Source organism: Cupriavidus sp. UGS-1, from assembly GCF_021213615.1.
In the GTDB taxonomy this organism is placed as follows: domain Bacteria; phylum Pseudomonadota; class Gammaproteobacteria; order Burkholderiales; family Burkholderiaceae; genus Cupriavidus.
In genome coordinates this window covers 56,845-82,757 of sequence record NZ_JAJQJF010000011.1, presented here as the reverse complement: position 1 = coordinate 82,757, position 25,913 = coordinate 56,845, and the positions used below count along the sequence as shown (strand labels likewise).

The following is a 25,913-nucleotide window of genomic DNA, read 5'->3' as shown; positions in this document are numbered from 1 at the left end:
GCGCGGCGGTGCAAGCGGCGCAGGCGACTGCATCGCCCCAGGCAAGCCTGGGCCCGGCCTCAGGCCCGATTCACCACCGGCAGCAGCGCGCCGTGAATCGCGCGGGCGGCGTCCGAGGCCAGGAACAGGATTGCGTCGGCCAGCGCCGCGGGGTCGACCCAGCGCGAGGCGTCGGCGTCCGGCATCGCCGCACGGTTTTCCGGGGTATCGAGCACGCTGGGCAGCACCGCGTTGACATGGATGCCCTGGTCGCGCACTTCGGCCGACAGCGCCTCGGTCAGCCGCGCCAGCGCGTCCTTGGACGCGCAGTAGGCACCCATCTGCGCGAGCCCCCGCGCGGCGGAGTTCGCGCCGACATTGACGATCCTGCCGCCGCCGGCCGCGATCATGTGCGGCACCACCGCGCGCGACACGTTCAGCACGGTGCGCAGGTTCAGGTCGAACATCCGCTCCCACTGCGCATCCGCGCCTTCGCCGACGACCGGGCCCATGCCGAATCCACCGGCCAGATTGCACACCACGTCGATACGGTTGGCGCTGCCGATCGCCTGTTCGACCGCGCGCTTGACCGCGGCCGCGTCCAGCAGGTCCGCTTCTACCGCGAGATGCTCGCCGGCGGGAAGGGCGGGGCTCACACCGGGGCGGTCGACCAGCACCAGCCGTGCGCCGGCACGCGCAAAGGCGTCGGCGACGGCGCGGCCGAGGTTGCCGGCCGCGCCGGTGATGAGGACGGTCTTGTCGTGGAAGTCGAATGCCATGTCGGATCTCCTGGATATACGTTGCGTGGCGCCGACGGCCGGCGCCGATGCGGTCGGCGCCCAGTGTATGGCGGGGCGCCCAACAGGATGTTGCGATTGCGGCTCGGGCTAACCCTGTGTCGCGGCAGAAAATTGCGGCATGGCGCCGATATCGGGGCCGAGGGCCCGCCTACAGCTCCAGCGGCATCGCACTGGTGCACTTGATCTCGTCAAGGCATACACTGGATCGAACGCCGCTGACGCCGGGAATCCGCATCAGCGTATCGAGCAGGAAATCCGACAGCGACTTCAGATCCCGCGCGACCACCTTCAGTACGTAATCGATATCGCCGGTCACGGAGAAGCACTCCTGGATCTGGGCCAGCTCGGTGACCAGGCCCTTGAACTTGGACAGGTCGCGGATATGGCCGCGTTCCATCGTCACATGGATGAATGCCACTACGCCGAAGCCGAGCATGGCGCCGTCGAGCCGCGCCTCGTAGCGCTTGATGATGCCGCTTTCCTCCAGGCGCCGGTGACGCCGCAAAGTCTGCGCCGGCGACAGGTTGATGGCCTCGGCCAGTTCCAGGTTGGAGGCGCGGCCGTGCTCCTGCAAAACGTCCAGCAGGCGGCGGTCGGTACGGTCCAGTTCGATCGAATGCATCTTTATTTCTCCAAGGCGCGTATGGATGAAATGTTATCTCACATCCTAGGGTTTCCCTGTGGTTTTAACGAAATCCAATTTGGCGCCCCGAAATATAAACTGCATCGCATCGCTGCATGCCGCCGACTGTCCCGGGTACATGCCGAGGCCCCGAGGGGCCGACGCGCGCCAGTGCCGCCGGACGCATGCGAAGCCGAAATAATATTTCCCCGGGGGATGCCCCGGCATCCCGGACCCACAACCCACTTGCCAGAAGACGATATGAGCGATCTCTTTGACAACCCGATGCAGCTGATGGGCTTTGAATTCGTCGAATTCGCCTCGCCGACGCCGAACGTGCTCGAGCCCCTGTTCGAACAGATGGGCTTCACGCTGGTGGCCCGCCACCGCTCCAAGGACGTGGTGCTGTATCGCCAGGGCGACGTCAATTTCATCGTCAATCGCGAGCCGAACAGCCTGGCCGCGTACTTCGCCGCCGAGCACGGCCCGAGCGCCTGCGGCATGGCGTTCCGCGTCAAGGACTCGCACAAGGCCTACGCCCGTGCGCTCGAGCTGGGCGCGCAGCCGATCGAGATCCCGACCGGCCCGATGGAGCTGCGCCTGCCGGCGATCAAGGGCATCGGCGGCGCGCCGCTGTACCTGATCGACCGCTTCGAAGACGGCAAGAGCATCTACGACATCGACTTCGAATTCGTCGAAGGCGTGGACCGCCGCCCCGTCGGCCACGGCCTGAAGCTGATCGACCACCTGACGCACAACGTCTACCGTGGCCGCATGGCGTACTGGGCTGACTTCTACGAGAAGCTGTTCAACTTCCGCGAGATCCGCTACTTCGACATCAAGGGCGAGTACACCGGCCTGACCTCGAAGGCGATGACCGCGCCGGACGGCAAGATCCGCATTCCGCTGAACGAGGAATCGCAGAAGGGCGGCGGCCAGATCGAGGAATTCCTGATGGAGTTCAACGGCGAAGGCATCCAGCACATCGCCTTCCTGTGCGACAACCTGATCGAGGTCATCGACAACCTGCAACTGTCGGGCGTGCCGCTGGCGACCGCGCCGAACCAGTACTACTACGACAACCTGGCCAAGCGCCTGCCCGGCCATGGCCAGCCGGTCGACCAGCTGCAGGCCCGCGGCATCCTGCTCGACGGCACCACCGAAGGCGGTCAGCGCCGCCTGCTGCTGCAGATCTTCTCGAAGCCGCTGCTCGGCCCCGTGTTCTTCGAGTTCATCCAGCGCGAAGGCGACGAAGGCTTCGGCGAAGGCAACTTCAAGGCGCTGTTCGAATCGCTCGAGCGCGACCAGATCGAGCGGGGCGTGCTGACCGTCTGATCGTCTGATCGATCGGTCGGGCCGGTCTGATTCCACGGATCGGCTGCGAGCCCGACGATCGCGTCGGGACTATTCACAGGGTCATATCCACCGACTGCCCGGCGCTACCCGCGCCGCGGCAGCGCACAGCCACAAGCGCCCGTCCGATAGAGGCGCCCGGCTATCATTCCAAAAGAATGGGTAGAGGAAACACTTCATGCATGCAGACAATACGGACCGCGCGCTCCACCGCGGCCTGAAGAACCGGCACATCCAGCTGATCGCGCTGGGCGGTGCCATCGGCACGGGCCTGTTCCTGGGCATCGCCCAGACCATCAAGATGGCCGGCCCCTCGGTATTGCTGGGCTATGCCATTGCCGGCATCGTCGCCTTTTTCATCATGCGCCAGCTCGGCGAAATGGTGGTCGACGAGCCGGTGGCGGGCTCCTTCAGCTATTTCGCCAACAAGTACTACGGCAATTTCGCCGGCTTCATGTCGGGCTGGAACTACTGGGTGCTCTATATCCTGGTCAGCATGGCCGAGCTGTCGGCGGTCGGCATCTACGTCCAGTACTGGTGGCCCGAGATTCCGACCTGGGTGTCGGCGCTGGCCTTCTTCCTGATCATCAACGCGGTCAATCTGGCCAGCGTCAAGTCCTTCGGCGAGGCCGAGTTCTGGTTCTCGATCATCAAGGTCGCGGCGATCATCGGCATGATCGGCTTCGGCGGCTATCTGCTGGTGTCCGGCGAGGCTGGCCCGCAGGCCACGGTGGCCAACCTGTGGCAGCACGGCGGCTTCTTCCCGAACGGCCTGTCCGGCCTGGTGATGGCGATGGCGGTGATCATGTTCTCGTTCGGCGGCCTCGAGCTCGTGGGCATTACCGCGGCCGAAGCCGATTCGCCCGAGAAGACGATCCCGAAGGCGACCAACCAGGTCATCTATCGCATCCTGATCTTCTATGTCGGCGCGCTCGGCGTGCTGCTGTCGCTGTACCCGTGGGAAAACGTCGCCAGCGGCGGCAGCCCGTTCGTGCTGATCTTCCATGCGCTGAACAGCAACTGGGTCGCCAACGTGCTGAACGTGGTGGTGCTGACCGCGGCGCTGTCGGTCTACAATAGCGGCGTTTACTGCAACAGCCGCATGTTGTTCGGCCTGGCGCGCCAGGGCAATGCGCCCAAGGCACTGCTGAAGGTCAATCGGCGCGGTATTCCGGTCGTGGCGCTGGGCGCCTCGGCGGCTGCCACGGCGGTCTGCGTGCTGATCAACTACCTGATCCCGGGCAAGGCGTTTCAGCTGCTGATGGGCCTGGTGGTGTCGGCCCTGATCATCAACTGGGCGATGATCAGCGTGATCCATCTGAAGTTCCGCGCCCACAAGCGCAGCGCCGGCGTGACCACGCGCTTCCAGAGCTTCGGCTACCCGCTGACCAATTACCTGTGCCTGGTCTTCATGGCCGGCATCCTGGTGATCATGTACCTGACGCCGGACCTGCGCCTCTCGGTCTATCTGATCCCGGTATGGCTGGGCGTGCTGGCAGTGTGCTACCGGCTGCGGAACAAGGACGCCGCGCAAGCGCTGCCGCAAGGCGCGCCGGTACGCTGAACCAGTAATGGCGGTGACGGCAATGCGATGCGGCGCCCCCGCGCCGCTCGCCACGCCGCGCGTCATCACTGAATTTGGATCGGTCTCAAATCTGGCCTGAGGTTTTCATGTTTGCTCATATCGACGCCTACCCCGGCGACCCCATCCTGTCCCTGAACGAGAACTTCGCGCAAGACCCGCGTCAGGACAAGGTCAACCTGACGATCGGCGTCTGCTTCGACGACGCAGGCCGCCTGCCGCTGATGGCCGCGGTGCGCGAGGCCGAAGCCGCGCTGGTCGCCGACCAGGGGCCGCGCCCGTATCTGCCGATGGCCGGCATCCCCGGCTATCGCCAGGCCGTGCAGCAGCTGGTATTCGGCGCGGACAGCGCCGCGCTGGCCGAGAACCGTGTGGCCACGATCCAGACGCTGGGCGGCTCGGGCGCGCTGCGCGTCGGCGCCGACTTCCTGAAGCGCTATTTCCCCGAGGCGCAGGTGTGGATCAGCGATCCGAGCTGGGACAACCATCGCGTGGTGTTCGAGCGCGCCGGCTTCCAGGTCAACAGCTATCCCTACTATGACGACGCCACCGGCGGCCTGCGCTTCGACGCGATGATCGACGCGCTGCGCCAGGTGCCGAAGGGTCATGTGGTGCTGCTGCACGCCTGCTGCCACAACCCGACCGGCGTGGACCTGAACGAATCGCAATGGCGCGAGGTCATCGCCGTGTTCAAGTCGCGCGGCCTGCTGCCGTTCGTCGACATGGCCTACCAGGGCTTCGGCACCAGCCTGGACGACGATGCCTTCGTGATCCATGAGCTCGTGCGCGAAGGCGTGCCGTGCCTGGTGGCCAATTCGTTCTCGAAGAACTTCTCGCTGTACGGCGAGCGCTGCGGCGGCCTGTCGGTGGTCTGCGCGAACGCCGAGGAAGCCGGCCGCGTGCTGGGCCAGCTGACCGGCGCGGTGCGCGCCAACTACAGCAACCCGCCGACGCACGGCGCGCGCATCGTCGGCAAGGTGCTGACGACCCCGGCGCTGCGCCAGTCGTGGGAGGCCGAGCTGGCCGCCATGCGCGACCGCATCGCGGCGATGCGCACGGCAATCCACGACAATCTGCAGCGCCTGGCCGGCGGTGCGGACCTGTCGCGCTATCTTGCGCAGCGCGGCATGTTCACCTACACCGGCCTGTCGGCCGAGCAGGTCGATACGCTGCGCACCGAGCATGGCGTCTATCTGGTGCGCTCGGGCCGCATGTGCGTCGCCGGCCTGAACCACGGCAACGTGGCGGTGGTCGCGAAGGCGATCGCCGGCGTGATGGGCGCGAAGGGCTGATCCTGCAGCGCCAGGGAAGGGCCAGCGTACGGAAGTGCGCTGGCCTTTCTTCGTTTACATCACCATCCCGGTCGCAGAAGCCAGCGCCGGAATTGTCCATCCTCTTCCCAGCAGCACCATCCGGGTATGCAGATCGCTGAGCACCGATTCGCAGACCTCCGGCCCCAGATAGCACAGCGTCTTGCTGCGCAGATCGACATAGCCGCGCTCGTAGTTGTGCGCCAGGGCCTCCCATAGCGCATGCGCGCCGGGCGATTGCCGTGCGCCGGTGATCAGGCAGTGTCCCGCGTCCAGATACGAGCGATAGATCGCCGAGGCCAGGCCGCGGCGCTGGTAGGGCGGGGCGAACTTCGAATGCGGTGCGCGCAGATGGCGGTCGGCGCGGCGGTCCAGTTCGACCAGCCGGTTGAAGACGGTATAGCCAGCCAGGCGGCGCCGCACCGTATCTTCGACATAGAAGTAGTACTCGCCATCCGCTTCGCGGTAGCGCACGACCAGGCCGGGCAGCGCGGACGGTGTTGCCGCGATGTCGTGCAGGCAGTCGCCGGGCTGGTAGAGCCGGTCGTACAGCGCCTGCAATTCGGCCTCGAGCGTGTCGGGCGCGTGCTCGACGTCGATGCGCAGCTCGATGGCGCGCAGCAGGCGGGCGAGGGCAGGACGGCTTGCGTGCCGCCGGCGCGGGGAACCGCGCCATGCAACGGCGCCGAACGCCGCGTGAGCCAGCATCGATGACATGGCGGCGGTCAACCGGTCTGCCAGGCGCCGCTGACCAGGTTCTGCGGCTTGGTGCGGGCAACGATGCGCGCGCTGACGTCCCAGATATCGATCCGCACGTTCAGTCCCGCATGAATGCCGTATCCCGGTCCGGTGACGATCTCTTCGTCGGTCTGCACGCCTTCGCCGGCCTTGATCGCGCTATCGGCGACGATCGACCCGCTTGCCTTGATGCCCCAGCCGGCTTCGATATGGTGGCTGCTGCGGATCGTGCCGCCGGCCTCGATGCCCTGGCCGGCACTGATGCCGTGGCCTTGCAGATCGCCGTCGGCCTTCAGCGTGCCGCCGCAGCGGATCGCGTGCTGCGCGGCGATGCTGTCGCCCGCGCGCAGATTGCGGCCGACGTGAATATGCTCGCCCGCGCTGATGTCCCAGCCCGCGCGCACGCTGCCCTTGGCATCGAGAAAGGTCGCGACGTCGATGCCCCACGCGGCCTTGATGTCGCCGCCGGCTTCGATCGCGCCGCCGCTGTACAAATTGCCCGCGCAATCGATATCTTCACCGGCGATGATCGCGGTGCCGGCGCGAATGCCGCCGCCGACGCGGATCGTGCGTCCGGCCCGGACCACGGAATCGACATCGATGGCACCGCGCACGACCAGCGTGCCGGCGAAGACCAGCGCGCCGGCGTTCAGCGCATCGAGCGTCAGCACGGCATCGGTGGGACCGAACTGGTCCAGCAGCCAGCATGCGTCGCCGACGCGGCCGGCATCGACCAGCGCATCGAGCAGCCGCTGGTAGTCGCTGCCGTCATGCCGGTTGCGCAGGAACCATTTGTAGCCGTCGGCGCAGGGGCGTTTCGCCTTGACGAAATTCTGGGTGAGTTCCATGGACATCGGGATCTCGGTAGTCGGTGAAAGGGAGGCTGGCGTGCTGTGGGCGATGGGGGTTGCCCTCTCCCCAACCCTCTCCCGCAAGCGGGAGAGGGCAGGCCGGCGCGGTATCAAGGCTTGCGTGTCGGCTGATGACTTCCCGCGCCCGCGAGCGGCAGAGGGAGCCCGGGATCGCGACTGCATTCCTGCGTGCCGATGGCCTGCTCCCCTCTCCCGCCTGCGGGAGAGGGGCTGGGGGGGAGAGGGCAACACGCCCAAACCGCCTACAGCGGATTCAGCACGAGAAATTCAACCGCCAGATAAAGCGCGGCAATCCCGGCCATGGCGAGCACGGCGCGGTAATAGACGGCGGCGGATTTTTTGGTCTTGGCGGACATGCGCTCTCCCATTTGCACGTTGAACAGTGGACCGCCATCGATGGATGGCGATCCCCGGGCAATGTGCCGTGCCAGGGAGACCGGTGTGGGACTGTGGTGTGGCTTAGTCCCTGGCTCCCCGCACGGCTGAGAGAAGCACGGCGGGAATATGGGATGTGCGGGCGACCATGGCCTGACGCGCGGCAAAGCCGCAAGCGTCGCCGTACGCGCGTGCCGCCACAGCATGCAGGGCATGCTGGAAAAGGGCGGTGCGGCGCAGGACGGTTTGCATTCGGTCGCGAATTTGAAGGAAGGAAGATTGGCCAGACGCAGGCGCGAATGGCGGGCTTTCGGTGGAGCGTTTGCTCCATCGGCCCTGAAAAAAGGGGCGAAAGCAGGGCAAGTATCCCATAGCCGTTGAGAAGTCTCAACCTTGCGGCGCACCAAGCGTGCGCGACAGGGCTTCAGCGGCAGTACTTCCGGTACTGATTGAAGTGCCGGATCGCGCGATGCGCGTCGCCCAGTTGCTCGTGCAGGCGGGCCGCGTTGAAATGCGCGTCGGCCATGTCGGGCGCGATATCGATGCAGCGGTGATAGCTGCGCAGCGCGTCCTCGTATCGCTCCAGATCCTCGAGCGTGACGCCGAGGTTGAAGTGGAGCAGCGGCTCATCGCCGATGGCGGCGACCGCGTCCCGATACAGCGCTTCGGCCTCCTGCACGCGCCCGGCTTCCGTCAGCAGGCAGCCTAGGTTCAGATAGGGGTCGGCGTAGTCGGGCGCGATCGCAATCGCGCGGCGGTAGGCCTGCTCGGCCTTGCGCATGTCCTGCGCTTCGAGCTGGCAGCCGAGCTGGAACCACGTGCCCGCGTCGGTGCCGGCATCGGTCCCATCATTGGCGCGGTCCTCGGCGCAGTTGTCCGACTTCCTCGCCGACTGGATCGACAGCACCGCGCCCGGCTGCGACCGGCTCGGCTGCAGTTCCATCACCAGCTGGCCGGTTTCCACCTCCCACTGGCGATGCGCTTCCGAGACGACCACGCCATTGCCGACCGCCGCGATTCGCACGCCCGACAGCGGCCGGTCCTGCGACCATGCCTTCAGGCGCTGCAACGCGCGGGTGACGCGGCGCGGCGGGACATTGGCCTTCTTCAGCGAATCCGCGGTGCGGATCAACACCACGTCCTGGAACGAATACTGGCGCTCGCCGCGGCTGCCCTTGACCGGTTCGAGCAAGCCCGCGCGCGTCAGGCTCGCCACCGTCCCGCGCGAGACGCCGAACGTGCCTTCGATGTCCTTCAGCGTGAAGCTGTCCTTGCCGACGGCGCTCATTTCCTGGCGGTACGTCGAATCGGGGCCGCGGGCTCCGCGGCGCGCTTGGCGCTCTTGCGCGGCGCCGTCTCGCGGGCGGGCTTCTTCGCCGCGGCCTGCGATTTGCTCAGGCTCGCCTTCAGCGCCGCCATCAGGTCGATCACCTCGCCGCCTTCGCTGGGCCGCTCCGCCGTCGCCGATACCGTGATCTTCTTGCCCTCGATCTTCTTGTCGATCTCGGCCAGCACGCGCAGCTTCTCCTCGTCCTGATAGGCCGCGGGGTCGTAGGCCTCCACCGTGCTCTGCTCGATCAGCTGCTCGGCCAGCGTCAGTTCGGCGGGACGGATGTCGGTGCGCTCGACGTTCAGATCGGCCATCGAGCGGACCTCGTCCGCATAGAGCAATTGCTGCAGCACCAGGCCGTCGTCGTTGGCGCGCACCTGCACCATGTACTGCTTGCCTTTCCATACCCAGGTGGCCAGCGCGCAGGTCCCGGTCTTGCGCATCGCCTCGGTCAGCAGGCTGTACGGCTTGGCGCCACGCTTGTCGGGGGCCAGATAGTAGGCCTTGTCGAAATAGATCGGGTCGATGGCGCCGGTCGGCATGAAGGCGACGATGTCGATGGTGTGGCGCGCGCCGGTCTCCAGCGCATCGAGCTCCTCGGGCGTGAAGACCACGTAGCGGTCCTTCTCGAACTCGTAGCCCTTGACCATGTCGGCACGCTCGACCACCACGCCCTCGCGCTGGCAGATGTACTGCTGCCGCAGCCGCGAGCCGCAGCCCTTGTGCAGCAGATTGAAACCGACGCCGGACTTGCTTTCGGTCGCGGAAAAGACCCGGACCGGGATGGAAACCAAGCCGAAGCTCAGCGAGAGGGAGGCGATGGAGCGTGCGGCCATGTCGTCACCTTTCGTGTTCGCATTGCTAAAGGATTTAGCACATTGCTAAAGGATAGACGACACGGACCGGCGACGCCGGCCTGTGCGCCACATTCTCCGAACGGATCGGTCTTTCGTATAATGGCGGGTTTGCCGCCATCTCACCGTGTCGAAGCGGGATGTCGGATGGCCCCGGGCATCGCCCGCCTTTGCTCTGATCTCTCTCGCTCCGCTCCTCTCACATCATGAAATCACTGAAAGCCCTCCTGATCGTCTCCGCCGTGGCCCTGTTCGCCGCCTGCGGCAAGTCCGAGCAAGCCCCGGCTGCGGCCGGTGCCGCCAGCGCCCCGGCCGCGGCCGCCCGGACCGTCGTGGTCGGCCTGGACGACAACTTCCCGCCGATGGGCTTTCGCGATGCCAACAATGAGATCGTCGGCTTCGATATCGACATGGCCAAGGAGGCCGCGCGCCGGCTCGGCATGACGGTCGAGTTCAAGCCGATCGACTGGAGCGCCAAGGAGGCCGAACTGAACGGCAAGCGCGTCGACGTGCTGTGGAACGGCCTGACCATCACCGAAGAGCGCAAGAAGAACATCAGCTTCACCGCGCCCTATATGAGCAACCACCAGATCATCGTCGTGGGCAGCGCCTCGCCGATCAAGGCCAAGGCCGATCTGGCCGGCCGCATCGTCGGCGCGCAGGACGGCAGCAGCGCGGTCGACGCGATCCGCAAGGAAGCGCAGGTCGCCGCCAGCATCAAGGAACTGAAGACCTTCGGCGACAACGTGACCGCGCTGATGGACCTGTCGGCTGGCCGCCTCGATGCGATCGTCGTCGATGAGGTCGTGGGCCGCTACCTGGTCAGCAAGCGCGCCGGCGAGTACCGCGTGCTCGACGAGAACTTCGGCACCGAGGACTACGGCGTGGGCCTGCGCAAGGACGACGGCGAGCTGCTGGCCCAACTGGACAAGACGCTGGCCGAGATGAAGCAGGACGGCACGGCCGCGCGTATCGCGCAGCAGTGGTTCGGCGCGAATCTGATCAAGTAAGCGCGGCGTTCCGCCGGGCCAACGCAAGAGCCTGTTGGCGTAACATCCTGTCGTCCCCGCGAAGGCGGGGACCCAGCGGCTTCCACAGACGCTGGATTCCCGCTTTCGCGGGAACGACATGATGGTCGTCGAGACCTTGCCGTCTCGATTCTTCCTCCTGTACCCCCGCGCGCCGGGTTTCGATCCATGGACTACGTTCTCTCCCTGCTGGGACCGATGGCGCAGGGCGCGCGGATCACGCTCTCGCTGTTCTTCATCACGCTGGCGCTGTCGGTGCCGCTGGGGCTGGCGCTGGCACTGGCGCGCCTGTCGGCATGGCGGCCGCTGAGCGTCGCCGTCAACGGCTATATCTGGCTGATGCGCGGCACGCCGCTGATGCTGCAGCTGCTGTTCGTCTATTTCGCGCTGCCGTTGCTGCCGGTGGTCGGCGTGCGCCTGCCGGACTTCCCCGCGGCGGTGGTGGCCTTCGCGTTGAACTACGCGGCGTATTTCGCCGAGATCTTCCGCGCCGGCATCCAGTCCGTGGACCGCGGCCAGTACGAAGCCAGCAAGGCGCTGGGCATGACCTACCTGCAGACGATGCGCCGCGTGGTGCTGCCGCAGATGGTGCGGCGCGTGCTGCCGCCGGTCAGCAACGAGACCATCACGCTGGTCAAGGACACCTCGCTGATCTACGTGCTGGCGCTGAACGACATCCTGCGCACCGCGCGCGGCATCGTGCAGCGCGACTTCACCACCACGCCGTTCCTGGTCGCCGCGGCCTTCTATCTGCTGATGACGCTGCTGCTGACCTGGATGTTCCAAAGCCTGGAAAAACGCTATGCCGCACACGATCAATGAGCCGCAGAGCCGCGACGGCGACGGGCAGCAACGCCCGGTGATGATCCGCGCCAGCGACATCGTCAAGTCTTTCGGCGCCAATCGCGTGCTGCACGGCGTCTCGCTGACGCTGCGCAAGGGCGAGGTGGTGGCGGTGATCGGGCCGTCCGGCTCGGGCAAAAGCACGCTGCTGCGCTGCCTGAACCATCTCGAGACGATCGACGGCGGCAGCATCGAGATCGAGGGCGAGACGCTGGCCGAGCCCGGCGCGGACCAGCGCAGCCGTTATGTTTCCGACGCCGAGGTACGCCGCATCTGCCGCAAGATGGGCATGGTGTTCCAGTCGTTCAATCTGTTCCCACACATGACGGTGCTGCAGAACATCATCGAGGCGCCGATGACGGTCAAGGGCATCGCGCGCGAGGCCATCGTGCCGACCGCCGATGCGCTGCTGCGCAAGGTGGGGCTGCTGGAGAAGCGCGACAACTACCCGTCGCGGCTGTCGGGCGGGCAGAAGCAGCGCGTGGCCATCGCGCGTGCGCTGGCGATGGAGCCCGACATCATGCTGTTCGACGAACCGACCTCGGCGCTGGACCCGGAGCTGACCGGCGAGGTGCTGCGCACGATGCGGCAGTTGGCGGACGACCACATGACGATGCTGGTGGTCACGCACGAAATGGGCTTCGCGCGCGAGGTCGCGCACCGGGTCGTGTTCATGGACCAGGGCCGCATCGTCGAGAGCGCGCCGTCCGAGGAGTTCTTCCGCGCGCCGCAGCATCCCCGCACGCGCGAGTTTCTGGCCCATATGCTGTAAGGCACGGCACGGCACGGCACGGCACGGCACGGCGAGAGCGAAGCAAGGCGAGGCGAGGCGAGGCGAGGCGAGGCGAGGCGGGCGCTGGCCCGCTACGTCGCCGGATGCAGCCCCTGCACCAGCGCGCGCTTGTTGTCGCGGCTGCGGCGCGCGTGCTCGCGCATCAGCGCTTCGGCCCGTGCCCCTTCGTGCGCGACGATGGCCCGCACCACATCCTCGTGATCGAACTGGGCCCGCTGCACGAAGGCCAGTTCGAGCGACGGCTGCACGCCGGCCGCGCCAAGCGCGCCGGGGCCGGCCATCGGCGTCTTGGCGATATGGTCGAGCGCCGAGGCCAGCGCGGGATTGGCCGCGCCTTCCACCAGCGCGCGATGAAAGCGCGCATTCATTGCGGCCCAGCGTGCGGTATCGACCGGCGTATCGCGGCCGAGCAGCGCCTGTTCGACCAGCACGCGCCCTTCGCCGACGCAGGCCTGCAGCTCCGCCAATACCTCCCTGGTGACGCCGTGCTCGGCCAGCAGCCGGGCCGCCATGCCTTCGAGCGTGCCGCGCACGTCGATCGCCATCGCCACTTCGTCCAGCGTGACCTGACGCACGCGGAAGCCGCGCGTGGGCAGCCGCTCCAGTAGCCCTTCCTTTTCCAGCTCGCCCAGCGCCAGCCGTAGCGGGGTGCGCGACACGCCCAGTTCGCCGGAGAACTGCACCTCGCGGATCCGTTCGCCGGCCTGCAGCTCGCCCGCCAGGATGCGGCGCCGCAATTCCATCGTCACGCGTTCGATCTGAGAGGCCATCGGTAAAAAGTGCATTAGGGCGAACTTGCCGGGCTTCATTATGACACGGGGACGGCTTGACGCAGCTCGCCGCATCGCCAATACTGCATGCAAAAATAAAGCTGAATCGATAATACGAGGCATAGGCAAGCATGTTTGCATGCAAACGTCGCCTAAATGCCGAACAGGAGACAAGACCGTGCCATCCCGGATTCCGGGGCGGCGAGCCTCGCGTTCGCCCGCCCGCTTGCTCGCCCGCTTCCCCGCCATTTCCCTGCGCCGCCGAGCGGTGGCCATCGCCATCGCGTCGGGGCTGCTGGCCGGCGCCGCGCCTTCGCTCGCCGCGTCCGAGCCGTATCCGTCGAAGGCGATCCGCCTGATCGTGCCGTTTCCGGCCGGCGGTGGCGGCGACACGCTGGCGCGCCTGGTGATGACCCGCGTCGGCAAGGAGCTGGGCCAGACGCTGGTGATCGAAAACGTCGCCGGCGCCGGCGGCAATATCGGCTCGCAGGCCGCCGCCAAGGCGGCGCCGGACGGCTACACGCTGCTCTATGGCACCAATGGCACCTTCGCCATCAATCACGCGCTGTACAAGCGCACCGGCTTCGACGCGATGCAGGACTTCGTGCCCGTCGCGCAATTGACGCGTATTGCGACGATGGTGGTTACGCGTCCCGGCTTTCCCGCGAAGACCTTCCCGGAGCTGCTGCAGGCGCTCAAGGCCAATCCCGGCAAATACACGGTCGCGTCGGCCGGCAATGGCACCACCTCGCATCTGGCGTCCGAACTGCTGAAGGCGTCGACCGGCGTTGCGATGGTGCATGTGCCGTACCGCGGCGGCGCACTGGCGCTGACGGATCTGATGGGTGGCCAGGTCGACCTGATGATCGAGGTGATGCCCAACGTCATGCCGGCGGTGCGCGGCGGCAAGTTGCAGGGGCTTGCCGTGACGACGGCACAGCGCGTGTCGAGCTTCCCCAATGTGCCAACCGTGGCGGAGCAGGGCGTGGCCGGCTTCGAGGTCAGCGCGTGGGACGGCATCTTCGTGCCGAAGGGCACGCCACCGGAGGTGGTCGCCAAGGTCCAGGCCGCGATCCAGAAGGCGCTGGCCGACCCCGCGCTGCGGCAGCAACTGCTGGACCGCGGCGCCGAGCCGGTACCGCAATCGAGCGCGGCCTTCGCGCAGTTCGTCCGCGCCGAATACGAACGCTGGGGAGCGCTGGTCAAGCGCTCCGGGGCCAGCGTCGATTGATCGCCGGATCTTCGCATCGCCCGATCCTCTACGCCCCTCGATCCCTCAAGAACCGAGACAGACATGACCGCGAACCTCACCACCAACGCCGACCGCAATCTCAGCCCCAGCCCGGATACCCGCTCGCCCGCCGCCGACGATCGCAGCGGACTGCCGCACTACGACCGTCCGCCGCTGAAGGACAGCCGCCGTCCGCGCTGCCCGCCGTTCGTCGAGATCACCGATGCCGACCAGCTGCTGCCGTATCTCGAGCATGTCGCGCGTCGTCCGTACAACCACGGGCTCAATGCCTGCTGGGACCTGAAGGAGGGCGAGCGCGTGCTGCTGCGCGTCGACAACTGGCACAGCGAGCTGACGATCCAGGCGTGCCAGCGCATCCTCGAGACGTACAAGGTCAAGTACGAGATCCAGAAGGTCGATCGCGGTCCGATCCCGACCTGGGTCGGCGCCGACGAGGTCGACTACTACCTGTTCCGCACGCGCGAGCTGGCGCAGTGGATGGACATGTGGGAGGAGGAAGAGAAGAAGCAGCAGTACGACAAGATCCTGATGGGCTACGGCGGCCCGGTGCTGGCCGAGCGCTTCATCAAGATCCAGCGCATGCCGTTCATCACGCCGGAAATCCTCGCCTCACCGGCGCACGCGATGCCGATTGAGGTGATCAACGCGATCGACCGCTGGACCTGGGATCGGATCCGTACCGCGCGGCGAGCCCGCATTACGGACCCCGAAGGCACCGACATCAGCTTCACCAATCACGACGACTACTGGGACGCGCGGCGCGAGTTCTATCACCCGGACCTGACGGCGGCGACCTGGCGCGGCAACGAGCATTTCGGCAAGACCTATCTGCCGGGCCATATCACCGGGCGTCCGTGGATGTTCCATCCGTTCAAGGAGGACGGCTGCGGCGTGATCGCCGGCACCACCAACCATATCGCGCCGTGCGACTGGACCCAGCTCGTCGTCGAGAATTCGAAGATCACGCGCATCAACGCCGGTGGCGACTTCGGCGACAAGCTGCGCAACGTGATGGAGCAGACCAGGGACATCCAGTATCCGACCTTCCCGGGCAAGGGCCTGATGTACTGGTGGGAGGCGTCGATCGGCACCAATCCGCATATCCATCGGCCGCGCAAGGACTTTCCGTCGGGCTTCGTCAATTGCCTGTATGAACGCGTGCGCTCCGGCGTCATCCATATGGGCTTCGGCACCATCATCTCGTCGATGGCCGAGCGCGAGGCCGCCAGGATGGGGCACCTGGTCGGCCATTGGCACCTGCACCTCTACTTCCCGACGTACACGACCGAACGGTCCGGCGACAACGAGAACATCATCGAGAACGGCCGGCTGCTGGCGCTCGACGATCCCGCGATCCGCAAGCTGTGCGCGAAGTACGGCGACCCCGACCTGTGGCTCGACGAGAGCTGGAACCCGGCCGTGCCCGGCATCAATATGCAGGGCGACTACTGGTCGCACTATGCGAAGGACCCGCTGCACTGGGTCAAGACGGAGCTGGAGGTCTGCCGCAACTACCACCCGATGTTCATGCGGATGGTGGATGCCGATGCCAAGTACTGCGAAGGCGAGGGCGCGCGCTGGTGGAAGGGCGGATGCTGCAACCACAGCGGCGTGCAGGCGCCGGTGCTGCCCGGCAACTGCTGCGGCACGGAGGGCTCGGCGGTACAGGATGCCGCGCCGGCTCAGGCCGGCCACTGCTGCCATGGCGGGGCGGCATCGGATTGAGGGCTCGCCTGTCCCTCGCCATTGCCATCGCGGCCGGCGCGATGGCCGCCGATCTCGCTCTCGATGGCCTGTGGCACGGCGCCACGCTCTATCTGCAGCGCTGCGCCACCTCGGGGCCGTGGATCGACCCGACCGTCTTCGGGCAATGGACGGTGGACCACCTGCGCGCCTTTCCGGTCAGCAGCGCCGCAATGATGCTCGGTTGCGCACTGCCGCGTGCGCCGACACGCGACGGGACGATCGGCGTGGCGCTGCGGATCGCCGCGATGGTCGTGGCGATGCCGGTGCTGTGCGGGCCGGGTTTGCAGGCCGCCGCCGCGATGCCGCCGAATTTGCAGGTAGCGGCCTATCTGGCGACGATGTGGCTGCCGATGCTGGCCATCGACGGCGGCCTGCCGGCGTTACTGACCCGACGAGAGCTTACTTGTCGTTGCCGACCTTCTTGTTCAGGTCGCGCGCCATTTGCAGATGCTGCTCCAGATCCGGCACGTGCTTGGCGGCAAAGGCCTTGATGTCGGGATCCTTCGCGTTCCTGGCTGCTTCCTGGAACAGCTTGACCGTCTTTTCATGCGCGGCGACGCCGATCCGGCTGGCGTACATCTTGTCGAAGCGCTCGCCGTCCAGGGCGCTGAGTCCCTTGAGCTCGGTGCGCTGCACGACCGACGGTTCGGTCGGCGGCGTATAGCCCTTGCTCGAGGCCAGCTTGGTCAGCTCCTCGTTGACCGTGGTGTGGTCCTTGACCATGCGGGCCGCGAAGGTTTTGACGTCGGCGCTGGAGGCCTTCTGTTCGGCCAGCTTGCTGCCTTCGACCTCGGCCAGGCCGCCTTGTGCTGCGTTCTCGAGGAAGCTGCGGTCGGCGCGCACCAGCTTGCTGGTATCGCGGGCGGTGCCCCGCGTGCCGCTCTCATCCGTTGCGGTCGTGGCGGGCATATTGCCGGGCGCCGTGTTCTTCGGCGCGGTGCTGGTGCCCTGCGCCATCACCGCCGAGGACAGCAGCAGGGAGCAGGCGGCGGTACCGAGGACGCTGAGTGCTTTGGTGCGAATGATACGAATGGGCATGGCATGTTCTCCCTTGATCGTGGATGGGTATGCCTCGTTCAGCAATATCCACGCCCAGCTCGGTCCCGCGCGCCGCCAGGCGGTGCAACGAGGCCCGCGAACGCAGGGCGCCCGCGACGACGGCCTTCGCGAGCGTGCCCGCCGGCGAAAAAATTGCATGCGGCGGTAAAAACGCTCGAACCGTGGAATCCGCTGTGTACGGAGCGGCTGTCTTCCGCTCCGTACACACAACGCGTCGCAGTGCATGCAAAAAAGCCGTTTTCGAGGGGCGCCGTAGTAGAATTGGCCCCACTCAAACCGATGTCCCTGCCGCATGCCCGAAGAGCGAACGAGTCTGGCGGAAACGATCCGCGCCACCATCGAACAGGAGATCCTCTCCGGCAAGCTGGCCAGCGGCGCCCAACTCGACGAGCAGCAATTGCTGTCGCGTTTCTCGGTATCGCGTACGCCGGTGCGGGAGGCATTGATCCGGCTGGCGTCGGCGGGGCTGGTAGACCTGGTGCCGCGCCGCGGCGCGATCGTATCGGCGATCACGCTGCGCGAATACGTCGCGATGAGCGAGATCCTGGTCCAGCTCGAGGCATTGGCGGCCCAGCTGGCGGCGCGGCGCATCACCGAATCCGAACGGGAGGCACTGCGCGAGGCCTACGCGGCGTGCCAGCAGGCCGCCGCGCAGGCCAGCGCGGACCGCTATCGCGAGGCCAACGACGGGTTCCACGCGGTCATCTACGATGCCTGCCGCAACGAGATCCTCAGCGCGCAAATCCGCACGATGCGGGCCCGCATGCGCGGCATGCGCGACTACCGCTTCGAGAAGCCCGCGCGCATTCGCGCCTCGCTCGAAGAGCATGGCGCGGTGATGGAAGCGATCCTGCGCGGCGATGAAGAAGCGGCGGCGCGCGCGATGGTCGAGCATATCTCGACCGGCGGCAACGTCTACGCGGACATGATCGCGTCGATGCCGGACGAGGCGGTCGGCGCCAAGGCGCCGCGCTGAAGGAGGGCGCGCCTGGATGCGCGCCGCGATTCAGTCGACCATTCAATTGGCCATTCAATCGACCATTCAGTCGATCTTCACACCGGCCTGCACCGTGCGTTGCAGCGCGACCTTGCCATCCTGCTGCGCCCATTGCTTGAACTCCGCCGGCGAGCGCGACGGCGCGGGCTCGCTGCCGTTGTCGACAAGACGCGTGCGAATCGCCGGGTCGGCCAGCACCTTGGTAGCGGCCGCATAGAGCTTGTCTGTCACGTCCTTGGGCAGTCCCGCCGGTCCGAACAGCCCGAACCAGAAGGTGTAGTCGAAGCCCGGCAATCCCAACTCCGCAATGGTCGGCAGACCCGGCGCCACCGCGGAACGCTGCGGCGTGGTGACGCCGATCATCTTGACCACACCCTGCGTGCCGAGCGGCAGCACCGACGATGCCGTGCCGAAGGAAAACTCCACTTCGCCCGCGGCCACCGCCTGCAAGGCCGGCGCGCCGCCCTTGTACGGCACGTGCGTCATGTCGACGCCGATCGCATTCGCGAACGACAGCCCCGCGACATGCGGTGAGCCGCCGATGCCTGAAGACGCATAGTTGAACTTGCCCGGATTCGCCTTTGCCTTGGCGGCCAGCGTCTTGACATCGGCGATGCCGAGGTCCTTGTTGACGGCCAGGATCAGCGGCGAGATGGTCAGCCGGGTAATCGGCGTGAAGCTGTCGGGCTTGTACTTGACCTTGTACAGGTGCTGGTCCATGCCATAGATCGTCGCGGTAGCGAGCCCGAGGGTATAGCCGTCCGCCGGCGCCTGCGCCAGCCATGCCGATGCGAGCGTGCTGCCGGCGCCGGGCTTGTTCTCGACGACGACCGGTTGCCCCAGCTCCTTGGACATCGCCTCGCCGACGACGCGTGCAACGAAGTCGGCCGCGCCTGCCGGCGTGTAACCAATCACCAGCCGGATCGGCTTGTTCGGATAGCCGTCGGCCATCGCGTGGCCGGATGCGGCGGTGCCGATCAGACCCACGGCCGCCAGGGCCGCGAAGGACGTGACAGTCCGGGTGGAATGGCTGTGCATCGGTGTCTCCTTGTCGTGTTGTATGGGTCGATCGGGCTCTGCGGCCCCGCGTCGATCGTCAGGGCGATCGTCAGGCCTATTCGTCAGGCCTATTCGTCAGGCAATCGCGCCCTTGTCGCGCCACTGCGCGATCAGCTCCGGCGCAAAGCCCAACTCGCCGAGCAGCTCGTCGGTCTGCTCGCCCGGGTCCGGCGCAGCGCGCGCAAAGCGCTCCGGGTGGGGCGCGGCGGACAGATTGATCGGGGAGCGCAGCAGGTCCAGTTCGCCGAGCACCGGATGACGCACGGACCGCGTCATGCCGAGATGGCGTACCTGCGGGTCCTCGAACGCCTGGCCGATATCGAGGACGGGGCCGCAAGGCACGCCGGCCGGATTGAGCCGCGCCATCAGTTCCGCGCAGGTAAAGCGCGAGGTGTAGGCCTCGATCGCTTCGTCGAGCCGCGTCCGGTGGCGGGCACGCGATCGCGCGTCGCGATAGTCGGCGTGGTCGAGCAGATCGTGCGCCTCCAGCGCCTGGCAGAAATTGGCCCACATCCGCTGCGTGCTGGCCGCGATATTGACGAGCCCGTCGCTGGCGCGATAGGTCCCCATCGGCACCAGGGTCGGATGCGCGTTGCCCTGCTGCGTCGGCACTTCGCCGTCGACCGTGTAGCGCGCCGCCTGGAAATCGAGCTTGTTCAGCATCGACTCGATCAGCGAGGTATGGACCCATTGGCCACGCCCGGTCCGTTCGCGATGGAACAGCGCCAGCAAGATCCCCTGGCCCAGGAACATGCCTGCCGTCGTATCGGAGATCGCGATGCCGACACGGACCGGCCCGCGCCCGGGCTCGCCGGTCACCGAGCTCAGGCCGCACATGCCCTGGACGATCTGGTCGACCCCGGGCCGTTCGCTGTACGGGCCGTCCTGGCCGAAGCCCGAGATGCTGGCCAGGATCACGCGCGGATTGCGCGCGCTCAGCGCCTCGTACGTCAACCCGAGCCTCGCCTTGACCACCGAACGGAAGTTCTCGACCACCACGTCGGTGTTCTCGAGCAGCCGCGCCAGGATCTGCGCGCCTTCCGGCGTCTTCAGGTCCACGCACATGCTGCGCTTGTTGCGGTGAAGGTTCTGCTCGTCCGAGCCGCGGCGCTGGCCCGTCACCGAGCCGTGGTCCTTCGGCGGCGGAGGCTCGAGCCGGATCACATTGGCGCCCCAGTCCGAAAGCAGCCGGACCGCGGCCGGGCCGGCGCGGGCGACAGTGAGGTCCAGGACGTTGATGCCGTGCAGGGGGAGTCGGGAGTCGGATTGGGCCATGGCGCGGAAGGAATGAGAGGGTGCGGCGAGTATACGCACAAGAATCGTGTGTATACGAATAAGGGGTTATATGGATGCGGACGACCACATCGTGTCCTAGACTTTGCGCTGTGCGGCTGGCGGCAGCCCGTCCACACTTTGCGATTCGGTCAAGGCCCCGCGCCAGCAAGTGACGTTCAGTACGCGGACGCGTTTTTCCCTTCAAGGAACCGTATGCATTCGGCGGCAATACAAATACAGAGAAACGGCGGCCCGGACGAACTGGAGTTCATCGAGGTCGCCGTGCCGCCGCCCGGCGAGGGCGAGGTCCGGATCCGGCAGCGCGCGATCGGGGTCAATTTCGCCGACATCTATCAACGGCGCGGCAGCCACGGCCCGCATCAGCCGACGTCGTTCCCGGTCGTTCTCGGCTCGCAGGGGGCAGGGCGTATCGAAGCGGTGGGGCCGGGCGTCAGCGGACTGCAGGTCGGCCAATCGGTGGCGTGTTTCCAGCCGGGGGCCTACCAGGTGGTGCGCAATGTTCCCGCGGCACGCGTGGTGCCATTACCCCCGCAGATCCCGGAGGACGTGGCGGGCGCCACGCTGCTGCGTGGCCTGACCGCGGAATATCTGCTGCGCCGGATTTCACCGGTTCAAGCCGGCGATGCGGTGCTGGTGCATGCGGCGGCCGGCGGCATGGGCGTGATCCTTTGCCAATGGGCACGGGCGCTGGGCGCGACAGTGATCGGCACGGTGGGCTCGGAGGCCAAGCGCGAGATCGCGCTGGCCCATGGCTGCCATCACGCGATCGACTATCGCCGCGAGGATTTCGTCGCGCGCACGCTCGAACTGACGGATGGCCGCGGCGTCGCGGTGGTCTATGACGCGGTCGGCAAGGACGTGTTCGTGCCGTCGCTGTCGTGCCTGCGGCCGCTCGGCATGGCGATCAACTACGGCACCGCGTCCGGCGACGTCGAGGCGTTCGACCTGCAGTTGCTGCATGCGAAATCGCTGATGGTCTGTCGTCCCACGTTGCGCACCTTCATTGCCGACGCCGCCTCGTTACGCAAGGGCATGGCGGCGCTGACCGACGCGGTTGCCGCCGGCCATGTCCGGCTCGAAGTGGGGCAGCGCTTTGCCTTTGCCGATGCGCGCGAGGCCCATCGTCAGCTCGAAGCCAGGCAGACCAGCGGCGCCGTGGTGCTGATTCCTTAGGCCCAACGATCAATGGAACCGGCATCGCCGGTGTAGCGAGGAGAACCGGCATGAAGCTCTATCACAGCTGGCTGTCCAGCGCGTCGCGGCGGGTGCGCCTGTGCCTGGCGGAGAAGGGCATCCGCTACGACAGCGTGCCGGTCGACATGCGCCGGCAGGAGCATCACTCCGCGGCCTATCTGGCCGTGAACCCCAACGGCGTGGTGCCGGGGCTGGTGCTGGACGACGGCCGGGCGCTGCACGAAAGCAGCACCATTTGCGAATACCTCGACGACACGCATCCGCAGCCGCCGCTGCGGCCGGCCGATCCCTATCGGCGCGCCGTGATGCGCAATTTCATTCGCTGGACCGACGAGCGCGCGCTGCCGAACCTGCTGATCCTGAACTGGAGCCTGGTGTTCCAGGCCCAGGCGTCGCAATGGACCGATGCCGAGCTGGCCGAACGGCTGGCCCGCGTGCCGACCGCGCAACGGCGCGAGGCGTGGCTGCGCGTCGCGCGACAGCCCTATACCGAGGACGAGAAGCGCGCCGCGCTGGACCAGTTGAAGACCATCGTGCCGAAGATGGAGGCGATGCTCGCGGATGGCGGTCCTTGGTTGCTTGGCGATCGCTACACGCTGGCCGATATCGCCGCCGTGCCGTTCGTCGCGCGGCTCGCCGAACTCGATGTCAATGCGCTGTCAGCGGATTCCGCTCCCGCCGTGGCCAACTGGTGGCAGCGGGTGCAGGCCCGTCCCGCCTTTGCGCAAGCGCGGATCGACCGTTTCGACGATGCCCTGGCGAGCGCATAGGCGGCATTCCTTTCCCCTTGATTCGATTACTCCCTCTCATTACAAGGTCAGCCATGTCAGACACCGGATCGCTCCCCATCCTCCAGATCGAAGACCGCATCGCCACCATCACGCTGAGCCGGCCGGACGTCGCCAACCGGCTGGGGCCGGACGACCTGGCCGCGCTGCGCCAGCACGTCGACACGGTCAATGAGGCCGATGTGCTGGTGCTGCGGATTCGCGGCAGCGGCAAGTACTTCTGCAGCGGCTTCGATATCGGCAAGCTGGCCGCGGGGCAGCGCGGCGCCGGGTTCGAGCCGCTGGTCAATGCGCTCGAGGATTGCCGCCCGGTGACCATTGCCGAGATTCACGGCGGCGTCTATGGCGGCGGCACCGATCTCGCGCTCGCCTGCGACTTCCGCATCGGCACACTGGCCACCGAGATGTTCATGCCGGCCGCCCGCCTGGGCCTGCATTTCTACCAGCGCGGCATGGAGCGTTATGTCTCACGGCTGGGACTGAATGCCGCCAAGCATCTGTTCCTGACCGCCGAAAAGATCGATGCCCAGGCGATGTTCCGTTGCGGCTTCCTGACCGAGCTGGTGCCGGCCGGTGCGCTGCGCGAGCGCGTCGAGCAGCTGTCTTCCACCATCGCTTCGCTGGCGCCGATCTCGGTGTTCGGCATGAAAAAGCATCTGAACGCGATCGCGCGCGGCGTGCTCGACGTCGAGGCGTTGACCGCCGACATGCAGCGCTCGGTGCAATCGGAGGACATCAAGGAGGGGGCGCTGGCGTGGAAGGAGAAACGCGCGCCGCGCTTTGTCGGGCGATAGGGAGCAGTGAAGCGCGCCGGGCCGAAGCACCGGGTTTCAAGCCGCCAATTCCCGTCCCAACGTGTGGTCGTTGAATTGGGTCAGGCAATAGAGATCCAGCGCGCGGATCTGCTCGGTCATGAAGTCGATAAAGACCCGAATCCGGGTCGGCAGGTGCTGGCGGCTGAGGTAGCAGATGTAGTGGCCGCGATCGTCGGGCGAATGGCGGTCCAGCGCGACGACCAGTTCCTTGTTCGCGAGGTGGCCGCAGATGTGGTATCCGGCCATCTGCGCGATGCCCCAGCCCTGCAGCACCGCATCGAGCACCAGATCGGCGTCGTTGAAGGTGAGCCGGGCCGTCGGCAAGACCTTGCGCACATTGCCTTCGACCTTGAATTCCCATTCGAATATCCGCCCGCTGGCAAAGCGGAAATTGATGCAGTCGTGCTCCGACAATTGTTCGAGCGTCCGCGGCAATCCGCGCGCGGCCGCATAAGCGGGCGACGCGCACAATGCCATCTGCATCGGAATCAGCCGCCTGGCGATGATGCTGGAGTCCTCGATGCGGCCATTGCGGAATGCCACATCGATCTGCTCGGAGGCGAAATCCGTGGGTTTGTCGTCGAGCAGCAGGTCGATCGCGATATCCGGATAGGCCTTCATGAAGCGCTCCAGCAGCGGGGCGACGATCTTGCGGCCGAAGCCCACCGTCGAACTGATGCGGATCAGGCCGCGCGGCGGGCCCTCCCGTAGCTCCAGCATGTCGTTCATCGCTTCGACGATATGCGTGACGCCCTGATGGCAGTTTTCGAAGAATCGCTGACCTTCGCGCGTCAGCTGCGTGGTGCGCGTGGTACGAAGAAACAGCCGCGTGCTGAGCTGGGTTTCCAGCTTCTGCACGTTGCGGCTGACGGCCGAGCGGCCGATGCCCAGGCGCTCGCCGGCCTTGGCGAAGCTGCCCTCGCTGGCCACGGCCATGAAGGCCATGATGCCGGCATAGCTCGCCGCGAAGCTGGTGGACAGCGCGTCCGCGCGATTGGGCAGGCTGAGGCGGAAGGCGCGTTCCGCTGTTTCCGGTTCGTTCATTTCAGCATTCCCTGAATGCATGGCCGCGCAGAGATATGGCGTGCCTGGATGCTAATCAGGCGCGGCTGTATCGTAAATGACAGCGTTCCCTGATTTTCTGCCAGGCTGCCAGCCTGTTTCCCGGTGATTTTCCCGATGTGCGCGAAATTGGTGCGGAAATGGGAACAGCATCGCATTGCCGCATTGCGGCATCGACACGACCTTGCATGCCATCTTGGGGCGGACATACCATCCGTTGTCGCCATCCCGGGTGCCATGCAATTGATTCGCTCATTCTCCCCCGCCGCACGCGTTGAAGACATGCCACGCAACGTCGTGTTCGTGCTGTATCCCGACGTGAGCCTGCTCGATTTCGCCGGTCCGCAGACCGTGTTCTGGGCGGCGTCCCACTATGCGCGCGAGCGCGGCATGCCGGAATATCGCTGCCACGTTGCCAGCGAGCGTGGCGGTGCCGTCGCGGCGGTCGAGGGCACGGCGATGCAGTCGGTCGCGCTCGACAGCCTGGACCCGCGCACCGTCGATACGGTGATCGTGCCAGGCTCGCCGAAGATCCTGGAGGTTGCGAAGGACTCCGGGTCACTGATCGAATGGCTGCGCACGGTGTCCGGCAAGGTCCGGCGCACGGCCTCGGTCTGCAGCGGGGCGTTCCTGCTGGCGCACGCCGGGCTGCTCGATGGCAAGCGCGCCACCACGCACTGGGCGATGCTGGGCCGGTTTCACGAGATGTTCCCCACGGTCGATCTGGATGCCGATGCGATCTTCGTCCAGCAGCAGAACCTGTGGACGTCCGCCGGCGTCACCACCGGCATCGATCTGGCGCTGGCCATGGTCGAAGCCGATTGCGGCCACGATGTGGCGCTCAGTGTCGCCAAGGAACTCGCGGTCTATATGAAGCGCCCGGGCGCGCAGCCGCAGCTCAGCGAAATGCTGATCGCCCAGAGCCGGCAGGTACCGGTGTTCGAGACGCTGCATTTGTGGATCGCCCAGAATCTGTCGCGGGAAGACCTGTCGGTCGAACAACTGGCCGATCGCGTCGGCATGAGCCCGCGCAACTTCGCGCGGGTCTACAAGGAAAAGACCGGCCGCACGCCGGCCAAGGGCGTCGAGCACTTCCGCATGGAGGCGGCGCGCGGCATGCTGCAGGAAATCGACAAGCCGGTCGATCAGATTGCGCGCGAATGCGGTTTTGGCAGCGAGGAACGCATGCGGGTCGCCTTCCACCGGCACTTCGGGCTCTCGCCCAGCGAATACCGGTTGAAGGTCAATCGCTGATCCGAGCATTGCTTTCGAGCGGTCTGCCTGCTCCGGTCTGCCCGCTTCGATTGGTGCCGATCGGGAAACACCGTGGTTTCGGCATCGGTCTGGTGCGCGCGATGCGCGACCCCTAGCATGAGCGTGAAGTTGTTCCACTTCC

The 25,913-nt window shown here is 66.5% G+C and carries 25 protein-coding genes; 14 read left to right on the top strand and 11 right to left on the bottom strand.

Features of this window, described 5'->3' with window-relative positions; translation table 11 throughout:
- Window positions 1–59 precede the first annotated feature (59 nt).
- Together LRR16_RS15465 and LRR16_RS15460 are read right to left on the bottom strand one after the other, a co-directional pair.
- Entirely contained in the window at window positions 60–758 is a 699-nt protein-coding gene (locus tag LRR16_RS15465) for an SDR family NAD(P)-dependent oxidoreductase (protein ID WP_232206426.1), read from the bottom strand.
- 169 nt (window positions 759–927) lie between these two features.
- On the bottom strand, window positions 928–1,401 hold the full coding sequence (locus tag LRR16_RS15460; RefSeq protein WP_006576330.1) for an Lrp/AsnC family transcriptional regulator: 474 nt from the start codon (window positions 1,399–1,401) through the stop codon (window positions 928–930).
- A 261-nt stretch (window positions 1,402–1,662) separates the two neighbouring features.
- Here LRR16_RS15460 and hppD point away from each other — a divergent pair, with 261 nt between their 5' ends.
- From hppD to LRR16_RS15445, 3 genes are all read left to right on the top strand, one after another.
- The gene (gene hppD / locus LRR16_RS15455) at window positions 1,663–2,736 is read left to right on the top strand and encodes a 4-hydroxyphenylpyruvate dioxygenase (protein WP_023265103.1); all 1,074 of its coding nucleotides are present in this window, start codon (window positions 1,663–1,665) and stop codon (window positions 2,734–2,736) included.
- A 196-nt stretch (window positions 2,737–2,932) separates the two neighbouring features.
- Window positions 2,933–4,318, top strand: a complete 1,386-nt coding sequence (locus LRR16_RS15450; RefSeq protein WP_232206425.1) for an amino acid permease — start codon at window positions 2,933–2,935, stop codon at window positions 4,316–4,318.
- Between the two features lie 107 nt (window positions 4,319–4,425).
- The gene (locus LRR16_RS15445; RefSeq protein WP_232206424.1) at window positions 4,426–5,628 is read left to right on the top strand and encodes an amino acid aminotransferase; all 1,203 of its coding nucleotides are present in this window, start codon (window positions 4,426–4,428) and stop codon (window positions 5,626–5,628) included.
- A gap of 54 nt (window positions 5,629–5,682) precedes the next feature.
- Here LRR16_RS15445 and LRR16_RS15440 read toward each other — a convergent pair whose 3' ends face one another.
- The 4 genes from LRR16_RS15440 to LRR16_RS15425 form a co-directional block, all read right to left on the bottom strand.
- Window positions 5,683–6,354 carry an N-acetyltransferase gene (locus LRR16_RS15440; RefSeq protein ID WP_370646825.1) on the bottom strand — a complete coding sequence of 224 codons (672 nt, stop codon included), beginning with the start codon at window positions 6,352–6,354 and terminating at the stop codon, window positions 5,683–5,685.
- A gap of 17 nt (window positions 6,355–6,371) precedes the next feature.
- On the bottom strand, window positions 6,372–7,232 hold the full coding sequence (locus LRR16_RS15435) for a FapA family protein (RefSeq protein WP_232206422.1): 861 nt from the start codon (window positions 7,230–7,232) through the stop codon (window positions 6,372–6,374).
- An 823-nt stretch (window positions 7,233–8,055) separates the two neighbouring features.
- Window positions 8,056–8,919: a tetratricopeptide repeat protein gene (locus LRR16_RS15430; protein ID WP_232206421.1), complete on the bottom strand. Its 864-nt coding sequence runs from the start codon at window positions 8,917–8,919 to the stop codon at window positions 8,056–8,058.
- A complete protein-coding gene (locus tag LRR16_RS15425) occupies window positions 8,916–9,797 on the bottom strand; it encodes a Ku protein (protein WP_006576337.1) in 882 nt (293 codons plus the stop codon). The genes LRR16_RS15430 and LRR16_RS15425 overlap by 4 nt, the downstream gene beginning before the upstream one ends.
- A 224-nt stretch (window positions 9,798–10,021) precedes the next feature.
- Here LRR16_RS15425 and LRR16_RS15420 point away from each other — a divergent pair, with 224 nt between their 5' ends.
- From LRR16_RS15420 to LRR16_RS15410, 3 genes are all read left to right on the top strand, one after another.
- Window positions 10,022–10,825: an amino acid ABC transporter substrate-binding protein gene (locus tag LRR16_RS15420; protein WP_232206420.1), complete on the top strand. Its 804-nt coding sequence runs from the start codon at window positions 10,022–10,024 to the stop codon at window positions 10,823–10,825.
- Between the two features lie 186 nt (window positions 10,826–11,011).
- Window positions 11,012–11,665 carry an amino acid ABC transporter permease gene (locus LRR16_RS15415; RefSeq protein ID WP_006576339.1) on the top strand — a complete coding sequence of 218 codons (654 nt, stop codon included), beginning with the start codon at window positions 11,012–11,014 and terminating at the stop codon, window positions 11,663–11,665.
- A 40-nt stretch (window positions 11,666–11,705) separates the two neighbouring features.
- Complete coding sequence (locus LRR16_RS15410) at window positions 11,706–12,458, top strand: amino acid ABC transporter ATP-binding protein (RefSeq protein WP_006576340.1); 753 nt, start codon at window positions 11,706–11,708, stop codon at window positions 12,456–12,458.
- Window positions 12,459–12,550: 92 nt separating this feature from the next.
- Here the strand turns inward: LRR16_RS15410 and LRR16_RS15405 are convergent, their stop codons facing one another.
- Entirely contained in the window at window positions 12,551–13,249 is a 699-nt protein-coding gene (locus LRR16_RS15405) for a GntR family transcriptional regulator (protein ID WP_232206419.1), read from the bottom strand.
- Between the two features lie 268 nt (window positions 13,250–13,517).
- Here LRR16_RS15405 and LRR16_RS15400 point away from each other — a divergent pair, with 268 nt between their 5' ends.
- The 3 genes from LRR16_RS15400 to LRR16_RS15390 all read left to right on the top strand — a co-directional run bounded on the left by LRR16_RS15400 (window position 13,518) and on the right by LRR16_RS15390 (window position 16,738).
- On the top strand, window positions 13,518–14,480 hold the full coding sequence (locus LRR16_RS15400; RefSeq protein WP_232206489.1) for a tripartite tricarboxylate transporter substrate binding protein: 963 nt from the start codon (window positions 13,518–13,520) through the stop codon (window positions 14,478–14,480).
- Between the two features lie 63 nt (window positions 14,481–14,543).
- Entirely contained in the window at window positions 14,544–16,226 is a 1,683-nt protein-coding gene (locus LRR16_RS15395) for a hypothetical protein (protein ID WP_232206418.1), read from the top strand.
- A gap of 41 nt (window positions 16,227–16,267) precedes the next feature.
- Window positions 16,268–16,738, top strand: a complete 471-nt coding sequence (locus LRR16_RS15390; protein WP_232206417.1) for a hypothetical protein — start codon at window positions 16,268–16,270, stop codon at window positions 16,736–16,738.
- On the opposite strand, the gene LRR16_RS15385 is transcribed toward LRR16_RS15390, so the two are convergent.
- Window positions 16,647–17,285, bottom strand: coding sequence for a DUF4142 domain-containing protein (locus LRR16_RS15385; RefSeq protein WP_232206416.1), 639 nt, complete (start codon window positions 17,283–17,285; stop codon window positions 16,647–16,649). The genes LRR16_RS15390 and LRR16_RS15385 overlap by 92 nt on opposite strands.
- Before the next feature lie 313 nt (window positions 17,286–17,598).
- Between LRR16_RS15385 and LRR16_RS15380 the strand changes: the two genes are divergently transcribed.
- Window positions 17,599–18,282 carry a GntR family transcriptional regulator gene (locus tag LRR16_RS15380; protein WP_023265109.1) on the top strand — a complete coding sequence of 228 codons (684 nt, stop codon included), beginning with the start codon at window positions 17,599–17,601 and terminating at the stop codon, window positions 18,280–18,282.
- Between the two features lie 66 nt (window positions 18,283–18,348).
- Here the strand turns inward: LRR16_RS15380 and LRR16_RS15375 are convergent, their stop codons facing one another.
- Together LRR16_RS15375 and LRR16_RS15370 are read right to left on the bottom strand one after the other, a co-directional pair.
- On the bottom strand, window positions 18,349–19,341 hold the full coding sequence (locus LRR16_RS15375) for a tripartite tricarboxylate transporter substrate binding protein (RefSeq protein ID WP_064575481.1): 993 nt from the start codon (window positions 19,339–19,341) through the stop codon (window positions 18,349–18,351).
- A gap of 96 nt (window positions 19,342–19,437) precedes the next feature.
- The gene (locus LRR16_RS15370) at window positions 19,438–20,637 is read right to left on the bottom strand and encodes a CaiB/BaiF CoA-transferase family protein (RefSeq protein WP_232206415.1); all 1,200 of its coding nucleotides are present in this window, start codon (window positions 20,635–20,637) and stop codon (window positions 19,438–19,440) included.
- 213 nt (window positions 20,638–20,850) lie between these two features.
- Between LRR16_RS15370 and LRR16_RS15365 the strand changes: the two genes are divergently transcribed.
- The 3 genes from LRR16_RS15365 to LRR16_RS15355 are packed head-to-tail and all read left to right on the top strand — an operon-like array spanning window position 20,851 to window position 23,434.
- Window positions 20,851–21,831: a quinone oxidoreductase gene (locus LRR16_RS15365; protein WP_232206414.1), complete on the top strand. Its 981-nt coding sequence runs from the start codon at window positions 20,851–20,853 to the stop codon at window positions 21,829–21,831.
- Window positions 21,832–21,881: 50 nt separating this feature from the next.
- Entirely contained in the window at window positions 21,882–22,622 is a 741-nt protein-coding gene (locus tag LRR16_RS15360) for a glutathione S-transferase family protein (protein ID WP_232206413.1), read from the top strand.
- A gap of 53 nt (window positions 22,623–22,675) precedes the next feature.
- Entirely contained in the window at window positions 22,676–23,434 is a 759-nt protein-coding gene (locus tag LRR16_RS15355; protein ID WP_232206412.1) for an enoyl-CoA hydratase/isomerase family protein, read from the top strand.
- 36 nt (window positions 23,435–23,470) lie between these two features.
- On the opposite strand, the gene LRR16_RS15350 is transcribed toward LRR16_RS15355, so the two are convergent.
- The gene (locus LRR16_RS15350; RefSeq protein WP_232206411.1) at window positions 23,471–24,499 is read right to left on the bottom strand and encodes a LysR family transcriptional regulator; all 1,029 of its coding nucleotides are present in this window, start codon (window positions 24,497–24,499) and stop codon (window positions 23,471–23,473) included.
- Between the two features lie 300 nt (window positions 24,500–24,799).
- Between LRR16_RS15350 and LRR16_RS15345 the strand changes: the two genes are divergently transcribed.
- Entirely contained in the window at window positions 24,800–25,771 is a 972-nt protein-coding gene (locus LRR16_RS15345; RefSeq protein ID WP_232206410.1) for a GlxA family transcriptional regulator, read from the top strand.
- The last annotated feature ends 142 nt before the right edge of the window (window positions 25,772–25,913 follow it).

What these genes read in the sequence shown, in the direction of transcription:
- LRR16_RS15430 (WP_232206421.1), bottom strand. Translation starts at nt 8,919, where the DNA reads ATGAGCGCCGTCGGCAAGGACAGCTTCACGCTGAAGGACATCGAAGGC.
- LRR16_RS15345 (WP_232206410.1), top strand. Translation starts at nt 24,800, where the DNA reads ATGCCACGCAACGTCGTGTTCGTGCTGTATCCCGACGTGAGCCTGCTC.
- LRR16_RS15350 (WP_232206411.1), bottom strand. Translation starts at nt 24,499, where the DNA reads ATGAACGAACCGGAAACAGCGGAACGCGCCTTCCGCCTCAGCCTGCCC.
- LRR16_RS15380 (WP_023265109.1), top strand. Translation starts at nt 17,599, where the DNA reads ATGCCCGAAGAGCGAACGAGTCTGGCGGAAACGATCCGCGCCACCATC.
- hppD (WP_023265103.1), top strand. Translation starts at nt 1,663, where the DNA reads ATGAGCGATCTCTTTGACAACCCGATGCAGCTGATGGGCTTTGAATTC.
- LRR16_RS15445 (WP_232206424.1), top strand. Translation starts at nt 4,426, where the DNA reads ATGTTTGCTCATATCGACGCCTACCCCGGCGACCCCATCCTGTCCCTG.
- LRR16_RS15440 (WP_370646825.1), bottom strand. Translation starts at nt 6,354, where the DNA reads ATGCTGGCTCACGCGGCGTTCGGCGCCGTTGCATGGCGCGGTTCCCCG.
- LRR16_RS15360 (WP_232206413.1), top strand. Translation starts at nt 21,882, where the DNA reads ATGAAGCTCTATCACAGCTGGCTGTCCAGCGCGTCGCGGCGGGTGCGC.
- LRR16_RS15395 (WP_232206418.1), top strand. Translation starts at nt 14,544, where the DNA reads ATGACCGCGAACCTCACCACCAACGCCGACCGCAATCTCAGCCCCAGC.
- LRR16_RS15375 (WP_064575481.1), bottom strand. Translation starts at nt 19,341, where the DNA reads ATGCACAGCCATTCCACCCGGACTGTCACGTCCTTCGCGGCCCTGGCG.
- LRR16_RS15450 (WP_232206425.1), top strand. Translation starts at nt 2,933, where the DNA reads ATGCATGCAGACAATACGGACCGCGCGCTCCACCGCGGCCTGAAGAAC.
- LRR16_RS15420 (WP_232206420.1), top strand. Translation starts at nt 10,022, where the DNA reads ATGAAATCACTGAAAGCCCTCCTGATCGTCTCCGCCGTGGCCCTGTTC.
- LRR16_RS15410 (WP_006576340.1), top strand. Translation starts at nt 11,706, where the DNA reads ATGATCCGCGCCAGCGACATCGTCAAGTCTTTCGGCGCCAATCGCGTG.
- LRR16_RS15405 (WP_232206419.1), bottom strand. Translation starts at nt 13,249, where the DNA reads ATGGCCTCTCAGATCGAACGCGTGACGATGGAATTGCGGCGCCGCATC.
- LRR16_RS15460 (WP_006576330.1), bottom strand. Translation starts at nt 1,401, where the DNA reads ATGCATTCGATCGAACTGGACCGTACCGACCGCCGCCTGCTGGACGTT.
- LRR16_RS15370 (WP_232206415.1), bottom strand. Translation starts at nt 20,637, where the DNA reads ATGGCCCAATCCGACTCCCGACTCCCCCTGCACGGCATCAACGTCCTG.
- LRR16_RS15390 (WP_232206417.1), top strand. Translation starts at nt 16,268, where the DNA reads ATGGCCGCCGATCTCGCTCTCGATGGCCTGTGGCACGGCGCCACGCTC.
- LRR16_RS15355 (WP_232206412.1), top strand. Translation starts at nt 22,676, where the DNA reads ATGTCAGACACCGGATCGCTCCCCATCCTCCAGATCGAAGACCGCATC.
- LRR16_RS15415 (WP_006576339.1), top strand. Translation starts at nt 11,012, where the DNA reads ATGGACTACGTTCTCTCCCTGCTGGGACCGATGGCGCAGGGCGCGCGG.
- LRR16_RS15425 (WP_006576337.1), bottom strand. Translation starts at nt 9,797, where the DNA reads ATGGCCGCACGCTCCATCGCCTCCCTCTCGCTGAGCTTCGGCTTGGTT.
- LRR16_RS15465 (WP_232206426.1), bottom strand. Translation starts at nt 758, where the DNA reads ATGGCATTCGACTTCCACGACAAGACCGTCCTCATCACCGGCGCGGCC.
- LRR16_RS15385 (WP_232206416.1), bottom strand. Translation starts at nt 17,285, where the DNA reads ATGCCCATTCGTATCATTCGCACCAAAGCACTCAGCGTCCTCGGTACC.
- LRR16_RS15435 (WP_232206422.1), bottom strand. Translation starts at nt 7,232, where the DNA reads ATGGAACTCACCCAGAATTTCGTCAAGGCGAAACGCCCCTGCGCCGAC.
- LRR16_RS15365 (WP_232206414.1), top strand. Translation starts at nt 20,851, where the DNA reads ATGCATTCGGCGGCAATACAAATACAGAGAAACGGCGGCCCGGACGAA.